This is a genomic window from Sphingosinicella sp. SM1-17 (assembly GCF_056821765.1).
Map to the genome: position 1 here is coordinate 2,301,005 of NZ_JBPDIO010000001.1, position 22,195 is coordinate 2,323,199.

Annotated in this window: 20 protein-coding genes and 1 tRNA gene; 8 read left to right on the forward strand and 13 right to left on the reverse strand. The window is 65.1% G+C overall.

Features of this window, described 5'->3' with window-relative positions:
• Window positions 1-149 precede the first annotated feature (149 nt).
• A complete protein-coding gene (locus tag ACRYLT_RS11455) occupies window positions 150-1,331 on the reverse strand; it encodes an MFS transporter (RefSeq protein WP_482664227.1) in 1,182 nt (393 codons plus the stop codon).
• A gap of 88 nt (window positions 1,332-1,419) precedes the next feature.
• Between ACRYLT_RS11455 and ACRYLT_RS11460 the strand changes: the two genes are divergently transcribed.
• The gene (locus ACRYLT_RS11460; RefSeq protein ID WP_482664228.1) at window positions 1,420-2,364 is read left to right on the forward strand and encodes a LysR family transcriptional regulator; all 945 of its coding nucleotides are present in this window, start codon (window positions 1,420-1,422) and stop codon (window positions 2,362-2,364) included.
• Between the two features lie 137 nt (window positions 2,365-2,501).
• On the forward strand, window positions 2,502-4,694 hold the full coding sequence (locus ACRYLT_RS11465; protein WP_482664229.1) for a putative bifunctional diguanylate cyclase/phosphodiesterase: 2,193 nt from the start codon (window positions 2,502-2,504) through the stop codon (window positions 4,692-4,694).
• A 38-nt stretch (window positions 4,695-4,732) separates the two neighbouring features.
• On the opposite strand, the gene ACRYLT_RS11470 is transcribed toward ACRYLT_RS11465, so the two are convergent.
• Window positions 4,733-4,809, reverse strand: a tRNA-Arg gene (locus tag ACRYLT_RS11470).
• A 764-nt stretch (window positions 4,810-5,573) separates the two neighbouring features.
• Here ACRYLT_RS11470 and ACRYLT_RS11475 point away from each other — a divergent pair.
• Window positions 5,574-6,314 carry a queuosine precursor transporter gene (locus ACRYLT_RS11475; RefSeq protein WP_482664230.1) on the forward strand — a complete coding sequence of 247 codons (741 nt, stop codon included), beginning with the start codon at window positions 5,574-5,576 and terminating at the stop codon, window positions 6,312-6,314.
• Here the strand turns inward: ACRYLT_RS11475 and ACRYLT_RS11480 are convergent.
• Genes ACRYLT_RS11480 through ACRYLT_RS11495 form a run of 4 tightly spaced genes read right to left on the reverse strand, consistent with a single transcriptional unit; the run spans window position 6,311 to window position 8,885 of the window.
• Window positions 6,311-6,688, reverse strand: a complete 378-nt coding sequence (locus ACRYLT_RS11480; RefSeq protein WP_482664231.1) for a YkvA family protein — start codon at window positions 6,686-6,688, stop codon at window positions 6,311-6,313. The two genes, ACRYLT_RS11475 and ACRYLT_RS11480, sit on opposite strands and share 4 nt — an antisense overlap.
• Window positions 6,689-6,697: 9 nt before the next feature.
• Complete coding sequence (locus ACRYLT_RS11485) at window positions 6,698-7,879, reverse strand: acetyl-CoA C-acyltransferase (protein ID WP_482664232.1); 1,182 nt, start codon at window positions 7,877-7,879, stop codon at window positions 6,698-6,700.
• A 2-nt stretch (window positions 7,880-7,881) separates the two neighbouring features.
• Complete coding sequence (locus tag ACRYLT_RS11490) at window positions 7,882-8,433, reverse strand: carboxymuconolactone decarboxylase family protein (protein WP_482664233.1); 552 nt, start codon at window positions 8,431-8,433, stop codon at window positions 7,882-7,884.
• Window positions 8,430-8,885, reverse strand: a complete 456-nt coding sequence (locus ACRYLT_RS11495) for a MaoC family dehydratase (RefSeq protein ID WP_482664234.1) — start codon at window positions 8,883-8,885, stop codon at window positions 8,430-8,432. The genes ACRYLT_RS11490 and ACRYLT_RS11495 overlap by 4 nt, the downstream gene beginning before the upstream one ends.
• Window positions 8,886-8,940: 55 nt before the next feature.
• On the opposite strand from ACRYLT_RS11495, the gene putA reads away from it, so the two are divergent.
• Window positions 8,941-11,949 carry a bifunctional proline dehydrogenase/L-glutamate gamma-semialdehyde dehydrogenase PutA gene (putA, locus tag ACRYLT_RS11500; RefSeq protein ID WP_482664235.1) on the forward strand — a complete coding sequence of 1,003 codons (3,009 nt, stop codon included), beginning with the start codon at window positions 8,941-8,943 and terminating at the stop codon, window positions 11,947-11,949.
• Between the two features lie 14 nt (window positions 11,950-11,963).
• On the opposite strand, the gene ACRYLT_RS11505 is transcribed toward putA, so the two are convergent.
• From ACRYLT_RS11505 to ACRYLT_RS11525, 5 genes are read right to left on the reverse strand one after another with little or no spacing between them, the layout of a single operon-like run.
• Window positions 11,964-13,100 (reverse strand): mechanosensitive ion channel family protein, encoded by a 1,137-nt coding sequence (locus ACRYLT_RS11505; RefSeq protein WP_482664236.1) that lies wholly within the window; start codon window positions 13,098-13,100, stop codon window positions 11,964-11,966.
• A 9-nt stretch (window positions 13,101-13,109) separates the two neighbouring features.
• Complete coding sequence (locus ACRYLT_RS11510; RefSeq protein ID WP_482664237.1) at window positions 13,110-14,141, reverse strand: DNA topoisomerase IB; 1,032 nt, start codon at window positions 14,139-14,141, stop codon at window positions 13,110-13,112.
• Between the two features lie 46 nt (window positions 14,142-14,187).
• Complete coding sequence (locus tag ACRYLT_RS11515) at window positions 14,188-15,300, reverse strand: acyltransferase family protein (RefSeq protein WP_482664238.1); 1,113 nt, start codon at window positions 15,298-15,300, stop codon at window positions 14,188-14,190.
• A complete protein-coding gene (locus ACRYLT_RS11520) occupies window positions 15,297-16,673 on the reverse strand; it encodes a DUF5935 domain-containing protein (RefSeq protein WP_482664239.1) in 1,377 nt (458 codons plus the stop codon). The genes ACRYLT_RS11515 and ACRYLT_RS11520 overlap by 4 nt, the downstream gene beginning before the upstream one ends.
• Window positions 16,666-16,830 (reverse strand): hypothetical protein, encoded by a 165-nt coding sequence (locus tag ACRYLT_RS11525; RefSeq protein WP_482664240.1) that lies wholly within the window; start codon window positions 16,828-16,830, stop codon window positions 16,666-16,668. The genes ACRYLT_RS11520 and ACRYLT_RS11525 overlap by 8 nt, the downstream gene beginning before the upstream one ends.
• Window positions 16,831-16,939: 109 nt before the next feature.
• On the opposite strand from ACRYLT_RS11525, the gene ACRYLT_RS11530 reads away from it, so the two are divergent.
• Window positions 16,940-18,691, forward strand: a complete 1,752-nt coding sequence (locus ACRYLT_RS11530) for an asparagine synthetase B family protein (RefSeq protein ID WP_482664241.1) — start codon at window positions 16,940-16,942, stop codon at window positions 18,689-18,691.
• Between the two features lies 1 nt (window position 18,692).
• On the opposite strand, the gene ACRYLT_RS11535 is transcribed toward ACRYLT_RS11530, so the two are convergent.
• Window positions 18,693-19,637, reverse strand: coding sequence for a right-handed parallel beta-helix repeat-containing protein (locus tag ACRYLT_RS11535; protein ID WP_482664242.1), 945 nt, complete (start codon window positions 19,635-19,637; stop codon window positions 18,693-18,695).
• Window positions 19,638-19,700: 63 nt separating this feature from the next.
• Between ACRYLT_RS11535 and ACRYLT_RS11540 the strand changes: the two genes are divergently transcribed.
• Together ACRYLT_RS11540 and ACRYLT_RS11545 are read left to right on the forward strand one after the other, a co-directional pair.
• Window positions 19,701-20,903, forward strand: coding sequence for a TIGR04063 family PEP-CTERM/XrtA system glycosyltransferase (locus ACRYLT_RS11540; RefSeq protein WP_482664243.1), 1,203 nt, complete (start codon window positions 19,701-19,703; stop codon window positions 20,901-20,903).
• A complete protein-coding gene (locus ACRYLT_RS11545; protein ID WP_482664244.1) occupies window positions 20,900-21,622 on the forward strand; it encodes a hypothetical protein in 723 nt (240 codons plus the stop codon). Before ACRYLT_RS11540 ends, ACRYLT_RS11545 begins: the two co-directional genes overlap by 4 nt.
• 43 nt (window positions 21,623-21,665) lie before the next feature.
• Here ACRYLT_RS11545 and ACRYLT_RS11550 read toward each other — a convergent pair whose 3' ends face one another.
• Complete coding sequence (locus tag ACRYLT_RS11550; RefSeq protein WP_482664245.1) at window positions 21,666-21,833, reverse strand: hypothetical protein; 168 nt, start codon at window positions 21,831-21,833, stop codon at window positions 21,666-21,668.
• Between the two features lie 142 nt (window positions 21,834-21,975).
• Here ACRYLT_RS11550 and ACRYLT_RS11555 point away from each other — a divergent pair, with 142 nt between their 5' ends.
• Window positions 21,976-22,188 (forward strand): hypothetical protein, encoded by a 213-nt coding sequence (locus tag ACRYLT_RS11555; RefSeq protein WP_482664246.1) that lies wholly within the window; start codon window positions 21,976-21,978, stop codon window positions 22,186-22,188.
• Window positions 22,189-22,195: the final 7 nt, after the last annotated feature.

Below are 22,195 nucleotides of genomic sequence, written 5' to 3' on the forward strand. Positions count from 1 at the left end.
TGAGCGCTGCTGGTTTCGATTTCCGCACTGCAGCAAGCAATTTTGGCGGTGAACGACTCCGGTGAGCCTCGATCCGGGAAGCAGAGTCGCAAGTCAGGATGGATCGCAAGGATCTGCTCGCGATCTTCGGTCGGCGATATTCGACTCGTTCATCCAGTGCTGTCGCAGAGGCTTGGCTCTTTGAGGGGTGCCTCGGCTTGACGCGAGAACAGGACCGCCGTCAGCCCGATCGCCGCTGTCGCCGCGCCGGCAAGTGCGACGGCCGGGTAGCCGAGACCGACGGCAATCACTCCGCCACCCAGCGCTGCGCCAACGGCATTGCCGAGGTTGAACGCGCCGATATTGACCGACGAGGCGAGGTTTGGAGCCTCCGCTGCTGCCGCCATCACTCGAACCTGCAAGGGTGGCACGAGGGCGAAACTCGCAACGCCCCAAAGGAAGACGAGGAGGGCCGTTGGGGCCGGGAAGGGCATTAGCCAGGCCAAAAGGACGAGAACGGCTGTAAGGGAGGCCAGGGTCACGATCAGTGTGCGGTCCACCGACCGGTCCGCAAACCTTCCGCCCAGCCAGTTGCCCACGGTCAGGCCGACTCCGTAGGTCACCAGCATGGCGGTAACGAAACCGAGGGATCCCCCTGTCGCCTCCCGAAGGATGGGCGCGATGTAGGTGAACACGGTGAACATCGCGCTCGAACCCGCTACCGTCAGCCCAAGCGCCGCCAGGACGCGGGGGCGGACAAGGATCCGAAGTTCGGCCCGGGCATTGCCTCCAGCGGTTGCGGGCAGATCCGGAAGGGTCAGGCGCAGGGCCGCCATGGTCGCGAGACCCAGTGCTCCAATCCCCCAGAACGCGGCTCTCCAGCCGAGATGTTCGCCCGCCCAGGTTGCGATCGGAACCCCGACGACATTGGCGATGGTCAGCCCCATGAACATGGCGGCGACGGCGCTTGCCCTTCGCTCCGGCGCCACGAGCCCAGCTGCGACGATCGACCCGACTCCGAAAAAGGCGCCGTGATTCAGCGAGGTGACGAGGCGGGCGGCAAGGAGCATGCCGTAGCTGCCGGAGATGGCAGCCATGAGGTTGCCGAGGGTGAAGATGCCGGCAAGGAAGATCAGCAATGTCCGGCGCGGTATGCGGCCGGTGGTCAGAGTCATCAGTGGGGCGCCGATCACGACTCCGAGAGCATAGGCGCTGATCAGAAGCCCACCCAACGGAATGGACACGCCAAGGTCGCCGGCAATGACGGGAAGGAGCCCCATCGGGGCGAACTCGGTCACTCCGATTCCGAAGGCGCCTACCGCGAGCGCCAGAAGTCCGGGATTGAGCTTCATGGAGTGGTTCCTGCGCGAGCAAAAGGGGTTGATCTTGGATCGAAGTGCATAGATGCAGCCTCGGCTGCTGGCGGAGAAGCCAGCCCGGATGCGAAGGACTTTTGAGTTTGATGCAAAGATGATGCACGAGGATCGCGCCCGAGCACTCGAGATCTTCGTGACGGTGGTTGCCGCCGGCAGCTTCTCGGCGGCCGGCCGGCGCCTCGATCTGACCCCGTCGGCGATCAGCCGGGCGATCGACCGGCTCGAGCGACGCCTCGGAGTCCGGCTGCTGCTTCGGTCAACGCGATCCCTGACGCTGACCGCCGAAGGACATTCCTATCTCTGCGGGGCCCGCCGGATTCTGGCGGATCTGGAGGAGGTCGAGCAGGAAATCGCCGAACAGGCGGCGCCGCGCGGACGATTGCGCATCAGCGCCGCTCTGTCCCACGGTCGGCTCTGCATCGTGCCCCTGCTTCCCGAATTCCTGACGCGCCACCCGCAGATCCTCGTCGATATCGGGCTCACCGATTCCCTGGTCGATGTCGCTGCAGGTCAGGCGGATGTAGCGATCCGCTTCGGCCCGCTGGCCGACAGCCGGTTGACCGCTCGAAAATTGGGGGAGACTCGCCGGGTCGTTGTCGCTTCGCCCAATTATCTGCAGCGCTTCGGCAAGCCTGAGGTCCCGGAGGACCTGCACGGCCACAACTGCCTCAGTTTCAACTTCCGGCGAGCCGAGCCGATCTGGCCGTTCCTGAAGGCGGGCCGCCATTATGCCTTATCGGTCTCGGGCAATATCGAGGCCAATAATGGCGAAACTCTCGGCCAGCTCGCCGCCGCGGGAGCCGGGATCGCACGGGTCGGCGCGTTCAGCGTTGCCGACGATATCGCAGGCGGCCGCCTCGTTCCCATTCTGGAAGCCTTCAACCCAGGTGACGTCGAACCCGTCCATGCCGTTTTCGTTGGCGGCGCCAACACGCCCGCACGGGTACGGGCTTTTGTCGACTTCCTCGCGGAACGCCTCGGCAATTCGATCGCGAGCCGAGCGATTTGAACTGCCGGACTGTCCGGCTAAGCGCTCTTGTGGCGATGCGCTCGCTCGGCTGAGCCTAGGTAGAATTGCGTAGGCCCGATCGAGCAAATGTTTAGGCGCCGCTTGCTACCGGCGGGATGACTCTGCCGGGATCCAGAATGGTTCGCTCGCTTGTACATCGCCGATTTGCGCGACAGGTCGTGGTTCCTATTGCTCTGTCGATCCTGCTCGTCGCGCTTCTCGTCGCCGGTCTCCTCGTCACTTCGGCACGCCAGGCCGATGCCGCCGCGCTCGCCCGGCAGCAGGAACTGATGCGGCTTGTTCTTGCCCAGAGTCTGGCCAGGATAGCCCATGATCAGGAGGCTTCGACGGTATGGAATGATGCCGTCGAGCAGCTCAGCGTCGCTGAGCCCGACGCTGAATGGCTCGACAACAATCTCGGCGTCTGGTTCGGAACCTATTATCATCACGATGAAACCTACATCCTTCGCGCAGACGGCACGCCGGTCTACGCGATGCGGGAGAGCCGCCGAGTTCCGCCGTCGGACTATGGCCGCCGTGCCGGTTCGCTGCAGCCGGTAGTCGAAGACCTCCGCGCCGCGCTTCGACGGGGCGACGAACCCGCACAAGGCTTCTCCAGCGTCGGCGCCGCTCGGTTCACGATCGTCGGCGCCCGTCCGGCGATCGTCAGCGCGAAGCCGATCGTGCCGGAAAACGAAACGGTTCATCAACGGCCTGGCACCGAGCCGCTTCATATCTCGGTACGCTATCTCGACCGTGACTTCGCCCAGCTGCTCGGGCGCACCTATCAGTTCGACAATGTCCGGTTCCTGAGGCGCGCCGAAACACAGGGCGACGATGCCGTGCAGCCGATAATCGGATCTGGCGGCGCCCCGATCGGCTTTCTCGCCTGGGCACCCTTCCGGCCCGGCCGCGGGATCATCGGCAGACTGGCTCCTGCACTGGCGGGGGCGCTGGTGATCGTCGCCTTGATCGTCTCGGGACTGATCGTCAGGATTCGAAAAAGCACCCTTCTGCTCATCGCCAGTGAGGCACAGGCCCAGCATCTCGCTTTCCATGATGCCCTGACAGGCCTCGCCAATCGCGCACGCTTCGAAGACCAGCTCGAGCATGAACTGGCGCGGGTGAAGCGCGACAGCCAGAGGATCGCCCTGCTCTACCTTGATCTCGATCGCTTTAAGCATGTCAACGACAGTTATGGCCATCCCGTCGGCGACGAACTTCTGCGCCTCGTCGCTCGCCGCCTTCGCGCCCTGACTCGTGAAACCGACATGATTGCCCGACTTGGCGGCGACGAGTTCGCGATCTTGCAGACCGGCGTCCGTTCGCCCGGCGAAACCGAAAGATTGTGCATGCGCTTGATCGAGGCGCTCAATGAGCCTTTCGAGATCGGCGACATGGCCGTCCATGTCGGGGCCAGCATCGGCTTCGCCGATGCGCCGGCCGATGCGGTCGATTCGGTCGAACTCACGCGAAAGGCAGATATTGCCCTCTACGCGGCCAAGACCGGCGGCCGTCACCGTTACGAGCGCTTTACCGATCCAATGGACGAGACCGTCCAGCAAAGACGCGAGATCGAACGGGACCTGCGGACAGCTTTGGCCGCGGGTGATCAGCTGTCGGTCAGCTTCCAGCCGCTGATCGATGCGAGCGATATGCGCCTTTCGGGCATGGAGGCCCTGGCGCGCTGGAGCCACCCGACAAGGGGAGCAATTCCGCCGTCAACCTTCATACCGATCGCTGAGGACACAGGGCTCATCGAGAAGCTGGGATGGTGGATCTTGCGCGAAGCGTGCAAGGTCATCGCCTCCCGGCCGATCCCCTCCATCTCGGTCAACGTCTCGCCGGTCCAGCTTCGAAATCCCGCTTTTGCGAGGGACGTCCTGGCCTTGCTCGATGAGTTTGAGGTTCACCCCTCCCGGCTTGAGCTCGAGCTTACCGAGACATGCCTGGTCGAGAAAGCCGACCAATGCCGGCCAAACATCGCTTCCTTGCGCGCGGCAGGCGTGCGGGTTGCGCTCGACGACTTCGGCACGGGCTATTCATCGCTCAACCACTTGCGCGAGTTCGAGATCGACAGGGTAAAGATCGATCGCTCGTTCGTGGACAGCATCGAGGGTGGCGGGGACGGAAGGGCGATCATCCAGGCGATTGTCGACCTTGCCCGCGCTACCAAGCTGAAGGTCACGGCCGAGGGGGTGGAGACGCCTCACCAGAGCCAGTTCCTTTCGAGCATCGGCTGCAACGAGCTTCAAGGCTACCTCCTCGGACGGCCAATGCGGCTGGCTCAACTCGATGGCTTTCTGGCAAGGGCGCCGCTCGCCGCCTAGGGGCCGCAAAGTCCGATGCTCCTGCAGCCTCATAGGGATGGCGCGCCCGGCAGGATTCGAACCTGCGACCCCAAGCTTAGAAGGCTCGTGCTCTATCCAACTGAGCTACGGGCGCGTGCGGCGGCATTAGCGCGCTTTCACGCAGTTCGAAACGCCGCACATGCAGCCATCGCCGCAAGCCACACCGTGCGGCCGTATGGCGGTGGGGGCGCCCCGGCGAACCGGTCGCCCACCTTCCGTCAGCAGCGCCGGCCGCGATTGGCCGGATCGGCGTAGCGGCCGCTATCCGAATCCGAGCAGGAACGGCGGCAGCTGCGACCCCGGTTGGCTGGATCCGCGTTCGGTCCACGGTCGGAGTCGCTGCATCCACTGGTCCTTCGGCGGCAGCTTCGACCATTATTCGCAGGATCGGCATTCGGCCCCCGATCGGAGTCGCTGCACCCGCTTACCCGTCGCCGGCAGCTTCGGCCGTTTCCGGCCGGATCGGAATTGGGTCCGGCATCGGAATCGCTGCACCCGCTTGTTCGGCGGCAGCTGCGGCCGTTGCCGATCGGATCGGAATTGAGTCCGCTGTCGGAGTCGCTGCACCCGGACTGGCCGGCAAAAGCAGTGCTTGTGACTGCGCCGAGCGCGCCCGCTGCCGCAATGCTGCCGGCCACCGTGCCGAGAAAGGAGCGTCGGTTAAGCTTACGCGTCGGCTTCATGGCAAAACCCCCTTGCCGCGAATGTTGGCGCCGGAATGATAGCAGGAAACCGCTTCACAGGAAGGCCCAGAGTGAAGCAGGATCCGAAATTGCCTGTCGAAGGCTGCTGATTGATCCACTCTGGGAAAGCCCGGATCTCAGCTTGCCGCTTTGGCATTGGCGACAAGGGCGCTAGATGAACCTCGTGGGGACGAATGTCGAAGCGGTGGAGGCGGGGGCGCTGGCGCAGCGGCGGCTTCGCTTCTTCGACTTCGTCATGGCGGCGTTCGTCACCATTCTCCTGCTTTCCAATGTCCTCGGTGCCGGCAAGGTCGCGGTCGTCGACGTTCCGGGCTTCGGCACCTGGCCGTTCGGCGCGGGCATCCTCTTCTTTCCCGTCTCCTACGTGATCGGGGACATCCTGACCGAGGTTTACGGCTATGCGCGGGCCCGGCGCTGTATCTGGGCGGGGTTCGGCGCGCTGCTGTTCATGGCGTTCATGTCCTGGGTCGTGGTTGCGCTTCCGCCGGCGGCGGACTGGACCGGTCAGGCGGCCTACGAGCAGGTGTTCGGCCAGGTGCCGCGGATCGTCCTGGCGTCGATGATCGCCTTCTGGGCCGGGGAGTTCGTCAATTCCTACGTGCTCGCCAAGATGAAGATATGGACCCGCGGCCGCCATCTGTGGACGAGAACCATCGGATCGACGGTGGCGGGGCAGGGGGTCGACAGCCTGATCTTCTATCCGCTCGCCTTCTACGGTGCCTGGAGCGACAGCCTCCTGATCAAGGTGCTTCTTACCCAATGGGCGTTGAAGGTGGCCTGGGAAGCCTTGCTGACCCCGGTCACCTATGCCGTGGTCGGCTGGCTCAAGCGGAAGGAAGGGATCGACGTCTTCGACGAGCAGACCGATTTCACGCCCTTCCGAGCGCGCGTCTAGTCATAGGTCCAGTTCAGCAGGGAAAGCGCCAGCAAGGCGGCCGCGACCCAGATCGAGAGCACGATCAGCAGTCCGGCGAGGCTTCGCGGCCGCTCGGCCGCAGCGGCCGCCGTCGCCCGATGCTCCTCGAACAGCCCGGGCGGGAGCATCTTCAGGAACAGCCAAAGGCCGGCCGGAATCAGAAGCGCGTCGTCCACGAGCCCGAGCACCGGAATGAAATCCGGGACCAGGTCGATCGGCGAAAGCGCATAGGCCGCCACCAGCAGCCCGAAGGCTCGGGCATGCCAGGGCGTCCTCGGATCGCGCGCGGCCAGCCACATGGCATGGACGTCGGTACGAAGCCTCCTGATCAGCGAGGGCGAGCCCTTCGCCATAGCGATGCGCTAGAGGACCTCGAACAGCCCGGCCGCACCCATTCCGCCGCCGACGCACATCGTCACCACGACATATCGGGCGCCCCGGCGGCGCCCCTCGAGCAGGACATGGCCGGTCAGGCGAGCGCCCGACATGCCATAAGGGTGGCCGATCGAAATGGCGCCGCCATTGACGTTGAGCTTGTCGTCCGGGATTCCGAGCTGGTCCTGGCAATAAAGCACCTGGACGGCGAAGGCTTCGTTCAGTTCCCAAAGGTCGATGTCGTCGACCGTCAGGCCGAAGCGCTTGAGCAGTTTCGGAACCGCGAAGACGGGGCCTATTCCCATTTCGTCCGGCTCGGTGCCGGCCACGGCCATCCCGAGATAGCGGCCGAGCGGCTGAAGGCCGCGCTCGGCGGCAAGGCTTGCCTCCATCAGCACGCAGGCGGAGGCGCCGTCGGACAGCTGGCTGGCATTGCCGGCCGTGATCATCGCCTCCGGGCCCATCACCGGCTGGAGCGAACGCAATCCTTCCAGTGTCGTGTCGGGTCGATTGCCTTCGTCCTTGGTGATCGTGACCTCCTGCATGGAGGTCTCGCCAGTCTCCTTGTTCTTGACCGCCATTTTCGCGGTCACCGGCACGATCTCGTCGTCGAACCGGCCGGAGGCCTGGGCGGCGGCGGTACGCTGCTGCGAACGCAGCGCATATTCGTCCTGCCGCTCGCGGCTGACGCTGTAGCGCTTGCCGACCACCTCGGCCGTGCCGATCATCGGCATGTAGATGCCGTTGTGCATCGAAAGCAGTTCGGGGTCCGGCCCGAGCCGCATCTCCGGGGTCTGGACGAGACTGATGCTCTCCACCCCGCCAGCGACCATCACGTCCATCCGATCGACGATGATCTGCTTGGCGGCGGTGGCGATCGCCATCAGGCCGGAAGCGCACTGGCGGTCGATCGACATCCCCGAAACGGTGACGGGAAGGCCGGAACGCAGCGCAGCGGTACGTCCGATCGTCGTCTGCACGCCCTGCTGGAGTGCGGCGCCCATGATGACGTCGTCAACTTCGGCGGGATCGATCTTCGCCCGCTCTACCGCCGCCTTGATGGCGTGACTGGCCAGCGTCGGCGACGGCGTCGCATTGAAGGCACCGCGATACGCCTTGCCGATCGGCGTTCGGGCGGTGGAAACGATGACGGCTTCGCGGTTGGCCATGTTCATTCTCCTGTCGAAGGCAAGTTGGGCATGCCGGGTTCCGGCGCAAGATCGAAAGTGCCGCAGATCAACGCGACGCCCTGGTAGAAGGCGACGAGCTGGACGATCTCAAGCATCTGCTCCTCGCTGAAGACGTCTTTAAGCCGGTCGAAATCGGGGTCGCTCAGGCGCTTGTCGAGGATCAGGCGATCGACCGTTTCCAGGAGCACGCGATCGGTACTCGGCCAGAGGTCGGGATCGATCGGCAACTCGGCCGTTGCCTGGAGCTGTTGCGTGGAAAGGCCGGCACGACCGGCGAACAGCTTCGCATGCACGCCCCATTCGTAGTCGCAGCCGCAACGGGCGCAGGTGCGCAGAATGACGATCTCGCGTTCGCGCAACCCGATCGGTCCACGATCGAGCAGCGAGGCCGAAGCGAACTTGCGCCAGGCGCGTTCCGATCGCGCGATCGTCCGGAACAAGGCCAGCGGCTCCATTCCGGGCGGCATCGTCCGTTCCATCGCCTCGGCAAACCAATCGGGCCAGGGCCGTTCAAGGGGCGCGAGCCGGCTCATACGAAGATCAGGCCGATCCAGTCGGCGATCAGTGCCGGCTTGTCCTCACCCTCGATTTCGACCGTGACCTTGTGGACGAACTGCCACTGGCCTGGTCGTTTCTCCTCGAACCGCTCAAGCCGGAAGCGGCCGCGCACTCGCCTGCCGGAGCGAACCGGGGCCATGAAGCGCACTTTGTCGAACCCGTAATTGACGCCCATCCTGACATGCTCCGGCCGGAGCATGGCGTCCGCCGCCATCCGGCTCAGCAGCGAAAGGGTGAGGAAGCCGTGGGCGACGGTGCCGCCGAACGGAGTCGTGGCGGCGGCTTCCGGATCGACATGGATGAACTGATGGTCCTGGGTGACGTCTGCGAAGGTGTCGATCGCCGGCTGATCGACCAGGATCCAGTCGGAAACGCCGACTTCGCTTCCGACCTTGGATTGGATCTCTTCGATGCTGGCGATGGGCATTCTTGACGTCTAGAGGCAGCGCGACACGAGACTCAAGCCCCACGAGGACAGGATTATGGCGGACGCTACGGCAACCGCGCGTACTGAAATTCGGCGACTCTTCCGCGCCCCCGAACCCGAGGTTTTGAAGCCGCTGCTTCGCGACGCCGCGCTCGACGTCGATTCGCGCCGGCGAGTGGAGCAGCGCGCCAGGAACATGATCAAGGAGCTTCGCTCCGCCCAGTCGCGAGGCTGGGTGAACCAGTTCCTCCAGGAATATCGGCTGAACACCCAGGAGGGCGTGGCCCTTCTGTCGCTGGCCGAGGCCTTCCTGCGGGTGCCCGATCCCGAAACCGCCGACCAGCTGATCGCCGACAAGCTCGGCGAAGGCGACTGGCGCTCGCACAAGGGCAGGTCCAACTCGGCACTCGTCAACAGCGCCACCTGGGGACTGGTGATCGGACGCGCTTTGACCAGCGACAGCGAACAGGCCAGCGTTCTGAAGAAGCTGATCGCCCGGACCGGCGAGCCCTTCGTTCGCCAGGGCGTAGGCGCGGCCATGCGGATGATGGGCGAGATCTTCGTCATGGGCCGGACGATCGGCGAAGCGATCGAGCGGATGCGTAAGCGCGAGAATAAGGGCTTCACGGCCAGCTTCGACATGCTGGGCGAAGCCGCCCGGACCTTTCCCGACGCGCAGCGTTACTTCGAAGCCTATGAAGGCGCGATTCATGCCGTTGGCCGTGTCGCTCAGGAGGGGCATTCCATCTCGGTCAAGCTCTCGGCGCTCCATCCGCGCTATGAAGTGGCTCAATATGACCGCTGCGTTCCCGAACTGATCGAAAAGGTCGAGGCGCTCGCCGTTCTTGCCGCGGGATACGACATTCCCTTCACCATCGATGCCGAGGAGACGGAGCGTCTGGAAATGAGCCTCGACATCATCGAGGCGGTCGCAGGCTTGCCCTCCCTGAAGGGATGGGACGGGCTCGGAATGGCCATCCAGGCCTATGGCAAGCGCGCTCGCCCGACCATTGCCTGGGCCGACGCTCTTGGAGCGAAGACGAAGCGCCGGATCGCCGCCCGGCTCGTCAAGGGTGCCTATTGGGACACGGAGATCAAGCGCACTCAGGAACAGGGGCTGCCGGATTATCCCTTGTTCACCAGGAAGTCGGCCACCGACGTGTCCTATCTCGCCTGTGCCCGCGACATGCTTCAGGCGAAGAATATCTACCCCGCCTTTGCGACCCACAATGCGTTGACCGTCGCGACGGTTCTGGAATGGGCCGGTGAAAGCCGCGATTTCGAATTCCAGCGGCTGCACGGAATGGGCGAGGGCCTCTACGAACCGCTGGTCCGGGATCAGGGCTACCACACTCGGATCTATGCGCCCGTTGGCGGCCATCGCGACCTTCTCGCCTATCTCGTTCGTCGGCTTCTCGAGAACGGCGCCAATTCGAGCTTCGTCCACCAGCTTGCCGACGAGAATCTCAGCGACGACGATCTGCTTGCCGATCCGGTGGCGAAGATTGCCGCGGTAGGCGGAACTCGGCACCCTTCGATCGCGCTGCCCGAGGATCTGTTCGCCCCGGAGCGCAAGAACAGTCAGGGCATCGACCTCAACGATCGCTCGGAGCTCGGGCGGGTGGCGAAGATCGTCGCCGGACCGATGGAGTGGCAGCCGGCCGTCACCTCGGCTGGAGAGCATTCCGACCAGTGCCGGACGGAGGCGGGCCGGGCGGTCGGTCGGGCTCTGGCGGGCTTTCCCGCCTGGTCGGGACGGAGCATCGAGGATCGCGCCGCCTGTCTCGATCGGCTTGCCGCGCTGCTCGAGCGCGAGCGCGACACGCTGATGAAGATCGCGGTTCAGGAAGCCAAGAAGACGATCCCCGACGCGCTCGCCGAGGTCCGCGAAGCCGTCGACTTCTGCCGTTACTATGCGGCTCAGGCGCGCAGCGGACTCCAGCCGATCGAGCTTCCGGGTCCGACGGGGGAGCGCAACCTGCTGCGCATGGAGGGCCGGGGAGTCTGGGTGTGCATCGCGCCCTGGAATTTCCCGCTCGCCATCTTCCTGGGGCAGGTGACGGCCGCGCTCGTCACCGGCAACACCGTGGTCGCCAAGCCGGCGCCGCAGACTCCGGACATCGCCGCTTATGCGGTGGGCCTTGCCCACGGCGCCGGCATTCCGGAGGACGCGCTGGTTCTGGCGGCCGGCGGACCGGACATGGGCGCCGCGCTCGTGGAAGATCCGCGGATCGCCGGAATTGCCTTTACCGGATCGACGGCCACCGCCAAGCGGATCGCCCGTACCCTCGTCGCGGACGACGATCGGCCGCTCATCCCGCTGATCGCCGAAACCGGCGGAATCAATGCGATGATCGTCGATTCCACCGCCTTGCCCGAACAGGTGGTGCAGGACGTGATCACCTCCTCTTTCCGCTCCGCGGGCCAGCGCTGCTCAGCCCTTCGGCTGCTCGTCCTCCAGGAGGATGTCGCCGAACATACGCTGGAGATGCTCAGCGGCGCGATGGACACGCTCGTCGTCGGCAATCCGGCGGAGCCGCGCACCGACGTCGGGCCGGTCATCGACCGCGGCGCCTATGACCGTTTGATGGGCTATCGCGCGTCCGTTCAGAATCGCTGGCTGAAGACGGTGCCGGCGCCGGAAGATGGCCTTTACGTGCCGCCGACGCTCATCTCGCTGGCCGCGATCGAGGATCTCAGGAAGGAATGGTTCGGTCCGCTGCTGCACGTCACCACCTGGAAGGCGGGAGAGCTCGGCGAAACCGTTCGTCGGGTGAATGCCAGCGGCTTCGGGCTCACCATGGGCCTGCACAGCCGGATTGCCCGGGCGGCTGAAACGGTGGAGCAGTCCGCGACGGTCGGCAATCTCTACGTCAACCGGTCGATGATCGGCGCCATCGTCGGGTCGCAGCCGTTCGGCGGCGAAGGCCTTTCAGGGACGGGGCCGAAGGCGGGCGGTCCTCACTATCTGCCGCGATTCTGCGCCGAGCGGGTGACAAGCACCGACACGACAAGTTCCGGAGGCAATGCCACTTTGCTCAGCCTGGAGGATGTCGGCCTCTAGCGTCAGCGCCCGGATCAGGGCGCTGGCGCGAGATGGGTCGGAATGTCGCGGGGATCGACGGGCTTGCCGTCGAGGCCGCCGAGAAAACCCATCTGGGTCGGATAGGCGAAGTCCACGTCCAGCTCGGCAAATCGCCGCATCATGCCGAGGATGACCGCCTGCCGGGTGGCCATGAACTGGGTATAGTCGCTGCTCTCGACATAGAAGACGAGCTCGAAGTCGATCGACGACGCGGCGAACTGGAAGGCATGACAGCGATCGAAGCGCGCAAGTGGCTGGCTTTCCACGATCTCCTTTATCTCCAGCGGAATCCGGGCGAGCATGTCCGGCGGCGTCTGATAGATGACGCCGAACGGCATCACGGCCCGCCTTTCCCGAAGCAGGGCCCAGTTCTGCAGCTGCTGCTCGAGCAGCTTGGTGTTGGCCATCACCACTTCCTCGCCATTGAGGGCTCGGATCCGGGTGCTCTTCAGTCCGATATGCTCCACGGTTCCGGTCATGGGCGGACTTCCGAAGCTGATCGTGTCGCCCTTGCGAAAGGGCTTGTCGAAGATGATCGAAAGCGCCGCGAACAGATCCGAGAAGATACCTTGAGCGGCGAGGCCGATCGCGATTCCGCCGATGCCCAGTCCGGCGACGAGACCGGTGACGTTCACGCCGAGATTGTCGAGGATCAGGATGATCGCGATCGCGAACAGGGCGACCGTCACCAGCAGCCGGATGATTCCGATCGCCGAGCCCAGGGTCCGATTGGTGTCGTCCTCGCCGACCCGATGTTCGATGAAGCCGAGGATCAACTCGCGGGCCCAGACGGCGGCCTGGAAGGCCGCAGCTACGGTGAACAATATGTCGGCCAGCCGCTGCAGTGCCGACGGGGCGTTCGCTTGACTCAGGACGAGCTGGATCGTCGTCATGATGATGAAGAAATTGTTGGTTCTCGCCAGTGCGCGGCCGAAGATCAGTCGCCAGCTCACCGTCGAATCGCGGTCCCTGATCAGCCGGTGTCCCACCCGGCGGAGGAGGTAGAGCAGCCCGGCAATCAGGATCCCCGCGCCGACGGCAAGAGCGATGTCCAGGCTGTTCCTTCCGGCCCAGTCGATCACTTCCTGCCAGCGCACGGCAACGCTTCGAGACACTTCGCTATCGATCATCCGGCAGCTTTAGCGGGAGGACTTGCCGCGGACCAGACGGCGGGCCTCGCAAGGCAGCGCGTCGAGAAACTCGATCAGGCCGCGCTCTGCCGAACTCAGATATTTCGTCGCCTTCGGAAGGCTCCGCCCGCCGATCGCTCCGGCATCCTTTGCTGCCTCGATGAGCGCCGGGTGGACATAGGACTTGCGACTGATCGCCGGCGTGTTGCCCAGTGCTTCGGCCACGGGGGCGATGACGTTCTTCAGCCGGATCCGGCCTTCTTCTTCGCCTCGCCGGACCATCTCCTCGAAGGCGATGACACTGGCGCCCCAGGTCCGGAAATCCTTGGCCGTGAACTCGTCGCCCATCGTTTCGCGGATATAATCGTTGACGTCCGACGAGGTCACCGGACACACTTCGCCATCCTCGTCGACATATTCGAACAGATGCTGCCCCGGCAGGTCCTGGGTGCGCCTCGCGATCCGGACCAGGTGCCGATCGGTGATCGTCACCGTTCGCTTGATGCCGTGCTTGCCGGCATAGCTGATCTTCAGCTGGCCGCGTTCGACCTTCGCGTGACGGTTGCGCAGGGTGGTTGCCCCGAAGCTCTTGTTGTCCTTCGCATATTCCTCATTGCCGATGCGCATCCGGGTTTCGTCGATCAGCCGGACGACGGCACCGAGAACGGTATCGCGGCGGAGCGATCGGCCGCTCAGGTCCTTTGCGATCCGGCGGCGAAGCTTCGGGAGCTTGCGTCCGAAATCCGCCAGCCGCTCATATTTGAGCGTTTCCTGCTGCGCCCGGAAATCGGGGTGATAGCGATATTGCTTGCGGCCGCGAGCGTCCCAGCCGACCGCCTGGATATGGCCGCGCGGGTCGGGACAGAACCAGCATTTCTCGTAGGCCGGCGGCATTCCGATCGAGTTCAGCCGATCGATTTCCTCCCGGTCGGTGACTCGGCTGCCGTCGGGGTTGAAATATTGCCAATAGCGTCCCCGCCGCCTGCGCGTGATCCCCGGTTGGCTGTCGTCGACATATCGGAGCGAAAGCTGAGCGGCCATGGAGCGGCTCTAAAGCGCTTGCCCGGCCACTTCGTTCCAGCCTCCGTCAGGCGGTAGCGCCCGCGCGGGCAGCCGCCGCTTTCTCGATCCAGCCGTCGAAGGCGCGGTTCAGCCCCCGCTGGGCCGGGCGCTCGATCAGATGGTAGAGCAGGACCGACGCGGCCAGGGTGAGCGCCAGGAAAAGCCCCAGCAAGCCGAAGGAGACTTGGCCGGCTCGCTCGACGAACAGGATCTTGAAGGCGACGAAGCCGAGAAAATGGACCAGATAGGTCGAATAGCTGATCTCGCCCAGATAGTGGATCGGTCGTGAGGCCAGCGGGTTCAGCTTCCGATCGGCGGTCATCGCCAAGAGGAAGAGGAGGGAAGCGAGCAGGGCAGGGGCGGCCGCCGTTTCGCCCAGGGTACCGATCATCCACAAGGTTGCGGCGAGCGAGAAGATGGCCAGCGCCGCCAGCCCTGCCGGCCCTCCGCAATCCCGCTTCCAGATCACGCACAGCATCATCCCGATGGTGAATTCGAGGATGGCACGGGCGATTCCGAGCCTCGCGATCTGGTGATCGAGTATGTCCGCGCCGGCCCCCTGGAACAGGAGGTGAAGGGCGGCGGCCGAGGCACCGGCCACAGCCAGGAGGACGAAGGATGGAAATCGCCGCCAGTCGATCGCCAGGACGAGCAGGGGAAAGAGCAGGTAGGCGGCAAGCTCGCCGCTGATCGACCAGGATGGATCGTTCCACGCCAGATCGCTCGTGAAGCCCCAATTGTGGATCAGCAGAAGATGGAGCGGAAGCTGCGCCCAGGGAAATTGCTCCGGATCGGGCTTCCCCGCGACCCATAACGCGAGCGCGAAGGCCGCCGCGCCGCCGAGGATGAAGATGTGCAGCGGCCAGATTCGGGCGATCCGGCGGGCAAGGAAACGCGGCACCGATGCCCAGCCTTCGATCCGAAGCCGTTCGCCATAATTGAGATAGATGACAAATCCCGAGAGCATGAAGAAAAGGTCGACCGCCAGATAGCCCTTGGAAAGAATGGCCATGGCTTCGGGAGGAAGCTGGCCGGCGGCGGAGACCCGGATGTGGTACAGCACGACGAACCAGGCCGCGATCCCTCGTGCGCCGGTGAGGGCGGGGAGATCCGCGCGGGGCTCGACCGCCGCATTCATGCGACGGCCCTTGCCGCGTCGGTCGGCACCTCGGCCGGTCGGCCGAACGCTCGGGCGCCTTTCGACGCTTCGCGCTCGCGACGGCGGATCAACTGGTCGAGCCCGATCTGGACTCCGATCATCAGCAGCATGAAGGGCTGGAAGGCGACCGCCACGAACAGGGCCCCTACCAGGTAGATGATCTGGAAGTGCTGAAGCGCGGTTGCCAGCGGCGCGATCCAGGCATCCTCGTCCGTTCGTCGCCAATAACGGCGCCGCAGGATTTCGAGCCTGACCAGGGAAATGACCTGAACCAGAAGGAACAGGATCAGCCCGGGATAGCCCTGTTCGCCGAGCATCTCGAAATAGGAACTGTGCCAGGCGCGGCCCTGATCGACCTCCGCCTGGGTGGAGATGATCTGGACTTCGCCGGCCGACGCCGTGTTCGTCGTCTGGACCATGATCCGATTGCCGCGATAGGCGCCAAAGCCGCCGCCGAGCGGCCGATCCTGGACATAGTTCCAGGTCCAGGCCCAGACGGCCAGCCGCGTGCTTGCCGACTGGTCCGCCTCATAGCTCTGGATGGTCGACATCCGCGCGGTGAAGGATTGCGGAAGAAGAGGGAGGGCGGCGAGCCCGAGCAGCGCCGCTCCACCAAGATAGAGGAACCGGCGCTTGACGTCGCGAAGCATCAGCACGGCAAGAACGGCGATGCAGACCAGCCCGGTGCGCGCCTCGGTCCCGATCGGCATCAGCAGGCAGGCGAAGATCAGGCCGCCGGCAAACAGCTTCACTCGCCAGTCGGACGGAAAGATGGTGCCGAAGCGGGCGAGCCAGAGGATTAGCGGGATGATGCCGATGGCGATCATCGAGATCGTGCTGCTCTCGTAGAGGCCGCTATTATTGTCGACCATCAGGTTCAGGACGCCATAGCCTCCGCCCGAAAGGACCGTCTTGATCCCGCCGACAATGACGATGGCGGCACAGGACAGGATGAGGAAGAGGAGCGCGGCTTCGACGCGAAGCTTGGTTCGAAGGGTCAGGGGCAGGAAGATGGCGAAGGCCAGCGCCTTGGAGGCCCAGTCCCATTTTTCCGCCGCTTGGACCGGAAAGTCCGCCTGTCCGGTCGTGTAGAAGGCGTAGCCGAGCAGGAGCACCATCAGCCCCTGGCGGGCGGAGAAGGGGAGGCCCTTGCGTGCATCGACGACCAGCCACGCCAGGAAGGCCAGGCAGGCGACGATCATCGACAGCGGAATGCTGTTCAGAAGATAATAAGAGAGCCGCTGCGGCGAAACCGTATCGACGTAGAGATAGGCGAGGACGAACAGGAAGGGCCGGCGCAGCCCGAGCGCCAGCAAGGCGGCAAGAAAGCCGACGAGTGCGAGGTCACGCACCGCGGTCCCGCTCCTTGTTCCAGAAGGAAGCCGAGCGCTTTTCGCCCGGTCGCGGGGCGGGCGCCGTTTCGTCGTCCAGGTCCGGCCGCGACAGCAGGCGCCATGCCGCGAGCAGCATCAGGCCATGGGTGAGGCCAAGCGCGAAATTGTCGATCATCGAAGCTCTTTCCGGCCGCGCCTTTCCAGGGCTGAATAGACCGGGGCGGTTGATGCGCCGTTAAGCAGCGCCGTCTTTTCTTAAGGATCGGCGGCTAGGAAGAGCGGCCATGTCCGGCCTCTTTCTCGTCAGTGCCCGGGAGCCCGAATTCGCCGACCGCGCGATGGCTTCGGCACGCGCCCAGTTCGAACGGCACGGCTTTGGCGGCGTCGCCGAGCAGGAGGTTCGGGGCTGGCGGCTGCTCCATGCCCCGCACATCATCGGCGGGCCGCAGAACCTGCTGATCGACGGCGATGATCTCGTCGCGGTCGCCGGGACTCTCGTCTTCGATGGGCTGATGGGCCGCGCGGCGCTCGAGAAGCTGCTCGGCACGATCGAACTGCCGGCGGTGGACTGGAACCGATTCCGCGGTCATTTCATCCTCCTCGTCCGAAAGTCGGGAAGGACCTTCCTGATCGGCGACTACTTTGCCGCTTTTCAGCTCTTCCACGATCCCGATCGCCGGATCCTGTCGACGTCGCTGCTCGCCGCGATCGAGGCGCTGCCGCGCCTCTCCTTCGATCCGCAGGGCGTCTACGAATTCGCCTTCAACGTCACGCCGACCGGCAACGACACCGTCTTTTCCGAGCTCAAGACCCTCGGGCCGAACCAGGCGCTCGAACTCCTGGCGGATGGGAGCGTGCAGCTCCATTCGCTCGCGAAGCCGCTGCCGGATCGGATCTTGCGCATGCCGCTCCCGGATCGGCTCGCCCGCCACCGGGAAAGACTGGCTTCGGTGGTTCACGATCATGTCGCGATGTTCGGCGATCTCGTCTTTTGCCCGCTTTCGGGCGGTCTCGATTCGCGGCTGGTGCTGGCGGCGCTCCGCGCCGAGGGCTGCCGGCCCAACGTCTATGTCTATGGCGGTGCGGACAGCCCCGACGTTCGGATTTCGAGGGACATCGGCGCCGCGCTCGGCTTTGCCGTCGAATGGGTGGACAAGGAAGCCCGGAAGATCGCGCCGGACGAATTTCCGGAACAGGTCGAACGCAATTTCCAGGAATATGACGGCCTGCCCAATTATGGCGAATTGTTCGAGAATGGCGGCAATGCGGCCGCTCGCAACGCCCGTCATCGCGACGGAGCCATGTCGGTTTCCGGCGGCTGCGGCGAGGTCTTCCGCAACTTCTTCTTCCTTCCCGATCGTCCCTTCACCGCTGCCGCCGTCGCACGCACTTTCTTCGCCCGCTACAGCCGGAGCGACACGACCGACCTCTTCGACGAAGCTCTTTTTCTTCGCAATGTCGAGGACAAGATACTGGACTCGCTCGAACGCCCGGGCGACCGAGCGGCCCTGCCGCGCGCCGTGGTCGAGCAAATCTATCCGCGCGTTCGCTGCCGCTCGCTGTTCGGACGGGAGATCAGCCTGGAGGCGCGCTACGGCGCTTATCTCATGCCGTTTCTCGACCACCAGGTCGTTGCCGAGGCGATGACCCTGCCGCTCCGGCTCAAGAATGCCGGAGCCTTCGAAGCGCAGCTGCTGAACTTTCTCGATCCATCGCTGGCGGCCTTGCCGTCGGCCTATGGGCACGATTTCGCCGGACCACCGACCTGGCGTCATCGCTTCAGCGAGTGGTCGACCCGGGTGCGCCCGATCGCGCTTCGGAAGCGCAGCTATGCGATCCAGCGCCGCTTCGGCCCCGTCGCCGACGAGCATGGCGGGCTTCTCACGCCGGAATATATGAACCGGGTCGTCGATCCGGACTTCCCGATCATGCGGCGCTTCTTCCGGATCGGCCGGATCTCGGACAGCGGATTGATGCGGCGGATCGCCAATCTGGAATATCTGGCGGAGCGCCTCGGGTCGCGCCTCGCAAGCTAGCTCAGCGCCGATCCAGCAAGGTCACCCGTTGGCCGACGCGATTGTTGCGGACGACGAGCCGATCGCCGCTCCAGTCGCCGATGAACGTCGTCGTCCAGCGGAAGTCCGGAACGACTGACGCCTCATTGTCCTCGATCACGAGACCGTCGGAGCTGTTCTCCCTGCCTTCGGGCGCAATCGCGATCAGCGTCGAATAATTTTCCTTGCCGGTGCCGTTGACGAACATGTTGCCGGCGATCCGGCCCGTAGCACCCTGGGAAAGATCGATCAGATAGTTGGTGTTCGATCCCCGGCTGTCGTCGAAGCTGCTGTCGAGCACTTCGATCCGGGGCGCTCGGCTCTTGAGGTAATGGCCGCCGGTGCCGCGTTCGAAGCGCGTGTTGGTGATCCGAAGCGCACCATAATGGCCGATATAGAGCGAATGGGCGCCATCGCCGTCGGGATGACGACCCAGGCCGCTGAAGGTCGAATAAGCGATCGAGATCGTCCCGTTCGGGTCGGCGGCCGAGAGGATCCCGCACTGGCCGTCGATGAACAGGCTTTGCAGCACTTCGAGATCGCCTTGCTCGATCCGGATGCCCGCGCCGTTGCCGTCGGGCACTTGCATGCGGGTGAAGACCAGGCCCTCGACCCGCGCCGATCGGCCGCGCAGGACCAGGGTCGCCTTGCCTTCGCACATCCCGCCGTCAAACACGGCCCGGCCCGGCGTGGCGGCGACATAGGCGATCGAGCCGGCTTCCTGGACGGCACAGTCCCGGTACCGCCCCGGGGCGATCCGGATCGTTCCCGTCCCGTCGCCGATCGCCGCCACCGCATCGCCGAGCGCGCCGAAGCTTTCGCCGGTTTCGACGACGGTGAACGGAGCTTGGCGCTGCGCCGTCGCGGGCGCCGCCATCGTCATCCAGAGCAGCAGCAGAGTGGATCGGCGGGTCAGCTTGTTCGTCATGTGTCCCGCCTTAATCGATCGCGGTTGACGGGCCGTTAAGTCGATCATGGCATGAAGCCGCGCATGCGGATCCTGCATGTTCTCGATCATGGCCTGCCTCTGCACAGCGGCTACGCGTTCCGGACGCGCGCGATCGTCAAGGCGCAGCTGGCTCAGGGCTGGGAGGTGACCTGCCTCACCAGCGCTCGTCATCGCCGGGAGGGCCCGGACCCGGAAATCGTCGATGGCATCACCTTCCATCGGACTCCCGCTCCGGCCCCGGCTCCGGCGCCGCTCGGCGAGTGGCGGGAGGTGAGGGCGCTTTCGGCGCGGCTCGATCGGCTGGTGCGGGAATGGCGGCCGGACCAGATCCACGCCCATTCGCCAGTCCTGACGGCGCTTGCGGCGCTGCCGGTCGCGCGCCGCCACTGCCTGCCGTTGCTCTATGAAATCCGCGCCTTCTGGGAGGATGCGGCGGTCGGCAACGGAACCGGGCGCGAGGGGTCGGCTCGCTACCGGCTGACGCGTCTGCTCGAAACCTATGCGGCCCGCAAGGCCGATGCCGTCGCCGTGATCTGCGAAGGCTTGCGCAGCGATCTGATCCGGCGCGGAATCGATCCGGACCGGATCGTCGTTTCGCCGAACGGGGTCGACATGGATCTGTTCGGCAGCCCGCCGCCGGCCGACCAGGCCTTTGCCCGCTCGCTCGGCCTGGAGGATTCCGACACGGTGGGCTTTATCGGCTCCTTCTACGACTATGAGGGACTGGACGACCTGATTGCCGCGATGCCGCTGCTCGTCGATCGACGGCCTAAGGCTCGGCTTCTGCTGGTCGGGGGCGGACCCATGGAAGCGGCCCTCAAGGCGCAGGCGTCGCAATCGCCCGTCGCCGATCGAATCCGGTTCGTCGGTCCAGTCCCTCATCAGGAAGTCGAGCTTTATTATGCTCTGGTCGACATCCTCGCTTATCCGCGCAAGGCGATGCGGCTGACCGAGCTGGTGACTCCGCTCAAGCCGCTCGAGGCGATGGCGCAGCGCAAGCTGGTGGCCGCTTCGGACGTCGGCGGTCACCGCGAGCTGATCGAGGACGGAGTCACGGGAACGCTCTTTCCAGCCGGCGATCCCGGCGCCCTGGCGGCGGCTCTGGCCGAACTTTTCGATCGACGCGAGACCTGGGAAGAAAGGCGGGACACGGCCCGCCGCTTCGTCGAGCGCGAGCGTAACTGGTCGTCAAACATTTCGCGCTATGCCCCCGTCTATCAGCGGCTTACAGGCAAGACATCATGATTGGATCCCTCGCGGGAGTTATCCGGAACGGAGACCGGAACGCGCTCGATGCGCCGGTGGCGGCGCTCGCCGGGCTTGCGGTTGCCTTTCTTGCCTTTGCCGCTCCCGCTGACCTGCTCTCGGCAGTCGTCGGAAGCACCGGGCTCCCTTCCTTCATTCCCGCCGCCGAACCGCCGCTCGGCCCGAAGGCCCGGTTCCTGCTCGGCGCAGCGGGCGCGATCGTCATTTTCGCCCTTGTCTTCCTGCTCCTTCGCTGGCTGGATCGGCTCGGTTCGGCTGGAACCCGACCGGATCGCGAGCTGGAAGAAGTGGAAGCACCGCGCCTGCGCCGGCGCGACATCCATCCGGATGCACCGCCCCGACCGCCGCTTCTGGCCGGTCTCGAACTTGGCGAGCCGCTCGTGGAGGCAACGCCGGCGGCAAGAGTGGCGGCGCCGATAGCGGTCGAACCTGAAGCGACGCTGCCCCCGCCGGCGCCTCCGCCCCGCGCGGCGGAGCCGCCAGTAGAGCCCGTCCCCGATCCGGAACCGATCGCGTCAAGCAAAAATGAAGCGATCCCGGAGCTGATGAAGAGACTGGAGCAGGGTCTCGCGCGTCGCCGGACCGCCGTCGAACCGACGCGGGTCGCCGATCCGCCCGCCTTCGATCCGGATCCCGGCCAGGATCGGCTGCAAAGCGCCCTCGAAAGCCTGCAACGGCTCGCCTCGCGCCAGGACTAGCCAGGGGCCGCGGGCGCCGGTCGCCCGCAATCGTCGGTCCAGTCTAGCGGCGGCGGTCGTTCAGCCAGACGGCGCCGAGAGCGGCCAGCCCGAGTCCAAGCCCGACCAGGAAGCCGATGCTCGGCTCGCCGACCAGCAAACCGCCGATCACTCCCAACAGGATCGCCGCGGCAAGCAGCGCCCCGCCGGACTTGGGATTGGGCTCAGCCATGACTGCCTCATACCGCCCCAGTGGCGCTTCGCCAGCGTGAAATCGCTTTGGTTTACGGCCCGTTGAGCAATGCCGTCGGGCAAATGGAAAGATCGCCCTGCTAATTGAGCCAGGGTCAACGATAGAGCGGCTGGGGAAAGCCTTGTACGAGCATGTTCACCTGCCCGACCGCGCGGCGGCAACCGACGCGGCGGAGCTGATCACCCGATTTGGAGCGCATGCGGCCAGCGAAGCGGCGGCGCGCGCCGACCGCAGCCGCGAACTCGGGAACGTGGTTCATTTCTGCCGCTGGCGACAGATCGAGCGGATGATCGTGCTGCTCGGCTCGGACGGCTCCGGACGCACGGTCCACTGACTCCGAC

Bases quoted from the DNA above. Each gene is read 5' to 3' on its own strand.
- ACRYLT_RS11455 (WP_482664227.1), bottom strand. From the start codon at position 1,331: ATGAAGCTCAATCCCGGACTTCTGGCGCTCGCGGTAGGCGCCTTCGGA.
- ACRYLT_RS11460 (WP_482664228.1), top strand. From the start codon at position 1,420: ATGCGAAGGACTTTTGAGTTTGATGCAAAGATGATGCACGAGGATCGC.
- ACRYLT_RS11465 (WP_482664229.1), top strand. From the start codon at position 2,502: ATGGTTCGCTCGCTTGTACATCGCCGATTTGCGCGACAGGTCGTGGTT.
- ACRYLT_RS11475 (WP_482664230.1), top strand. From the start codon at position 5,574: ATGAACCTCGTGGGGACGAATGTCGAAGCGGTGGAGGCGGGGGCGCTG.
- ACRYLT_RS11480 (WP_482664231.1), bottom strand. From the start codon at position 6,688: ATGGCGAAGGGCTCGCCCTCGCTGATCAGGAGGCTTCGTACCGACGTC.
- ACRYLT_RS11485 (WP_482664232.1), bottom strand. From the start codon at position 7,879: ATGGCCAACCGCGAAGCCGTCATCGTTTCCACCGCCCGAACGCCGATC.
- ACRYLT_RS11490 (WP_482664233.1), bottom strand. From the start codon at position 8,433: ATGAGCCGGCTCGCGCCCCTTGAACGGCCCTGGCCCGATTGGTTTGCC.
- ACRYLT_RS11495 (WP_482664234.1), bottom strand. From the start codon at position 8,885: ATGCCCATCGCCAGCATCGAAGAGATCCAATCCAAGGTCGGAAGCGAA.
- putA (WP_482664235.1), top strand. From the start codon at position 8,941: ATGGCGGACGCTACGGCAACCGCGCGTACTGAAATTCGGCGACTCTTC.
- ACRYLT_RS11505 (WP_482664236.1), bottom strand. From the start codon at position 13,100: ATGATCGATAGCGAAGTGTCTCGAAGCGTTGCCGTGCGCTGGCAGGAA.
- ACRYLT_RS11510 (WP_482664237.1), bottom strand. From the start codon at position 14,141: ATGGCCGCTCAGCTTTCGCTCCGATATGTCGACGACAGCCAACCGGGG.
- ACRYLT_RS11515 (WP_482664238.1), bottom strand. From the start codon at position 15,300: ATGAATGCGGCGGTCGAGCCCCGCGCGGATCTCCCCGCCCTCACCGGC.
- ACRYLT_RS11525 (WP_482664240.1), bottom strand. From the start codon at position 16,830: ATGATCGACAATTTCGCGCTTGGCCTCACCCATGGCCTGATGCTGCTC.
- ACRYLT_RS11530 (WP_482664241.1), top strand. From the start codon at position 16,940: ATGTCCGGCCTCTTTCTCGTCAGTGCCCGGGAGCCCGAATTCGCCGAC.
- ACRYLT_RS11535 (WP_482664242.1), bottom strand. From the start codon at position 19,637: ATGACGAACAAGCTGACCCGCCGATCCACTCTGCTGCTGCTCTGGATG.
- ACRYLT_RS11540 (WP_482664243.1), top strand. From the start codon at position 19,701: ATGCGGATCCTGCATGTTCTCGATCATGGCCTGCCTCTGCACAGCGGC.
- ACRYLT_RS11545 (WP_482664244.1), top strand. From the start codon at position 20,900: ATGATTGGATCCCTCGCGGGAGTTATCCGGAACGGAGACCGGAACGCG.
- ACRYLT_RS11550 (WP_482664245.1), bottom strand. From the start codon at position 21,833: ATGGCTGAGCCCAATCCCAAGTCCGGCGGGGCGCTGCTTGCCGCGGCG.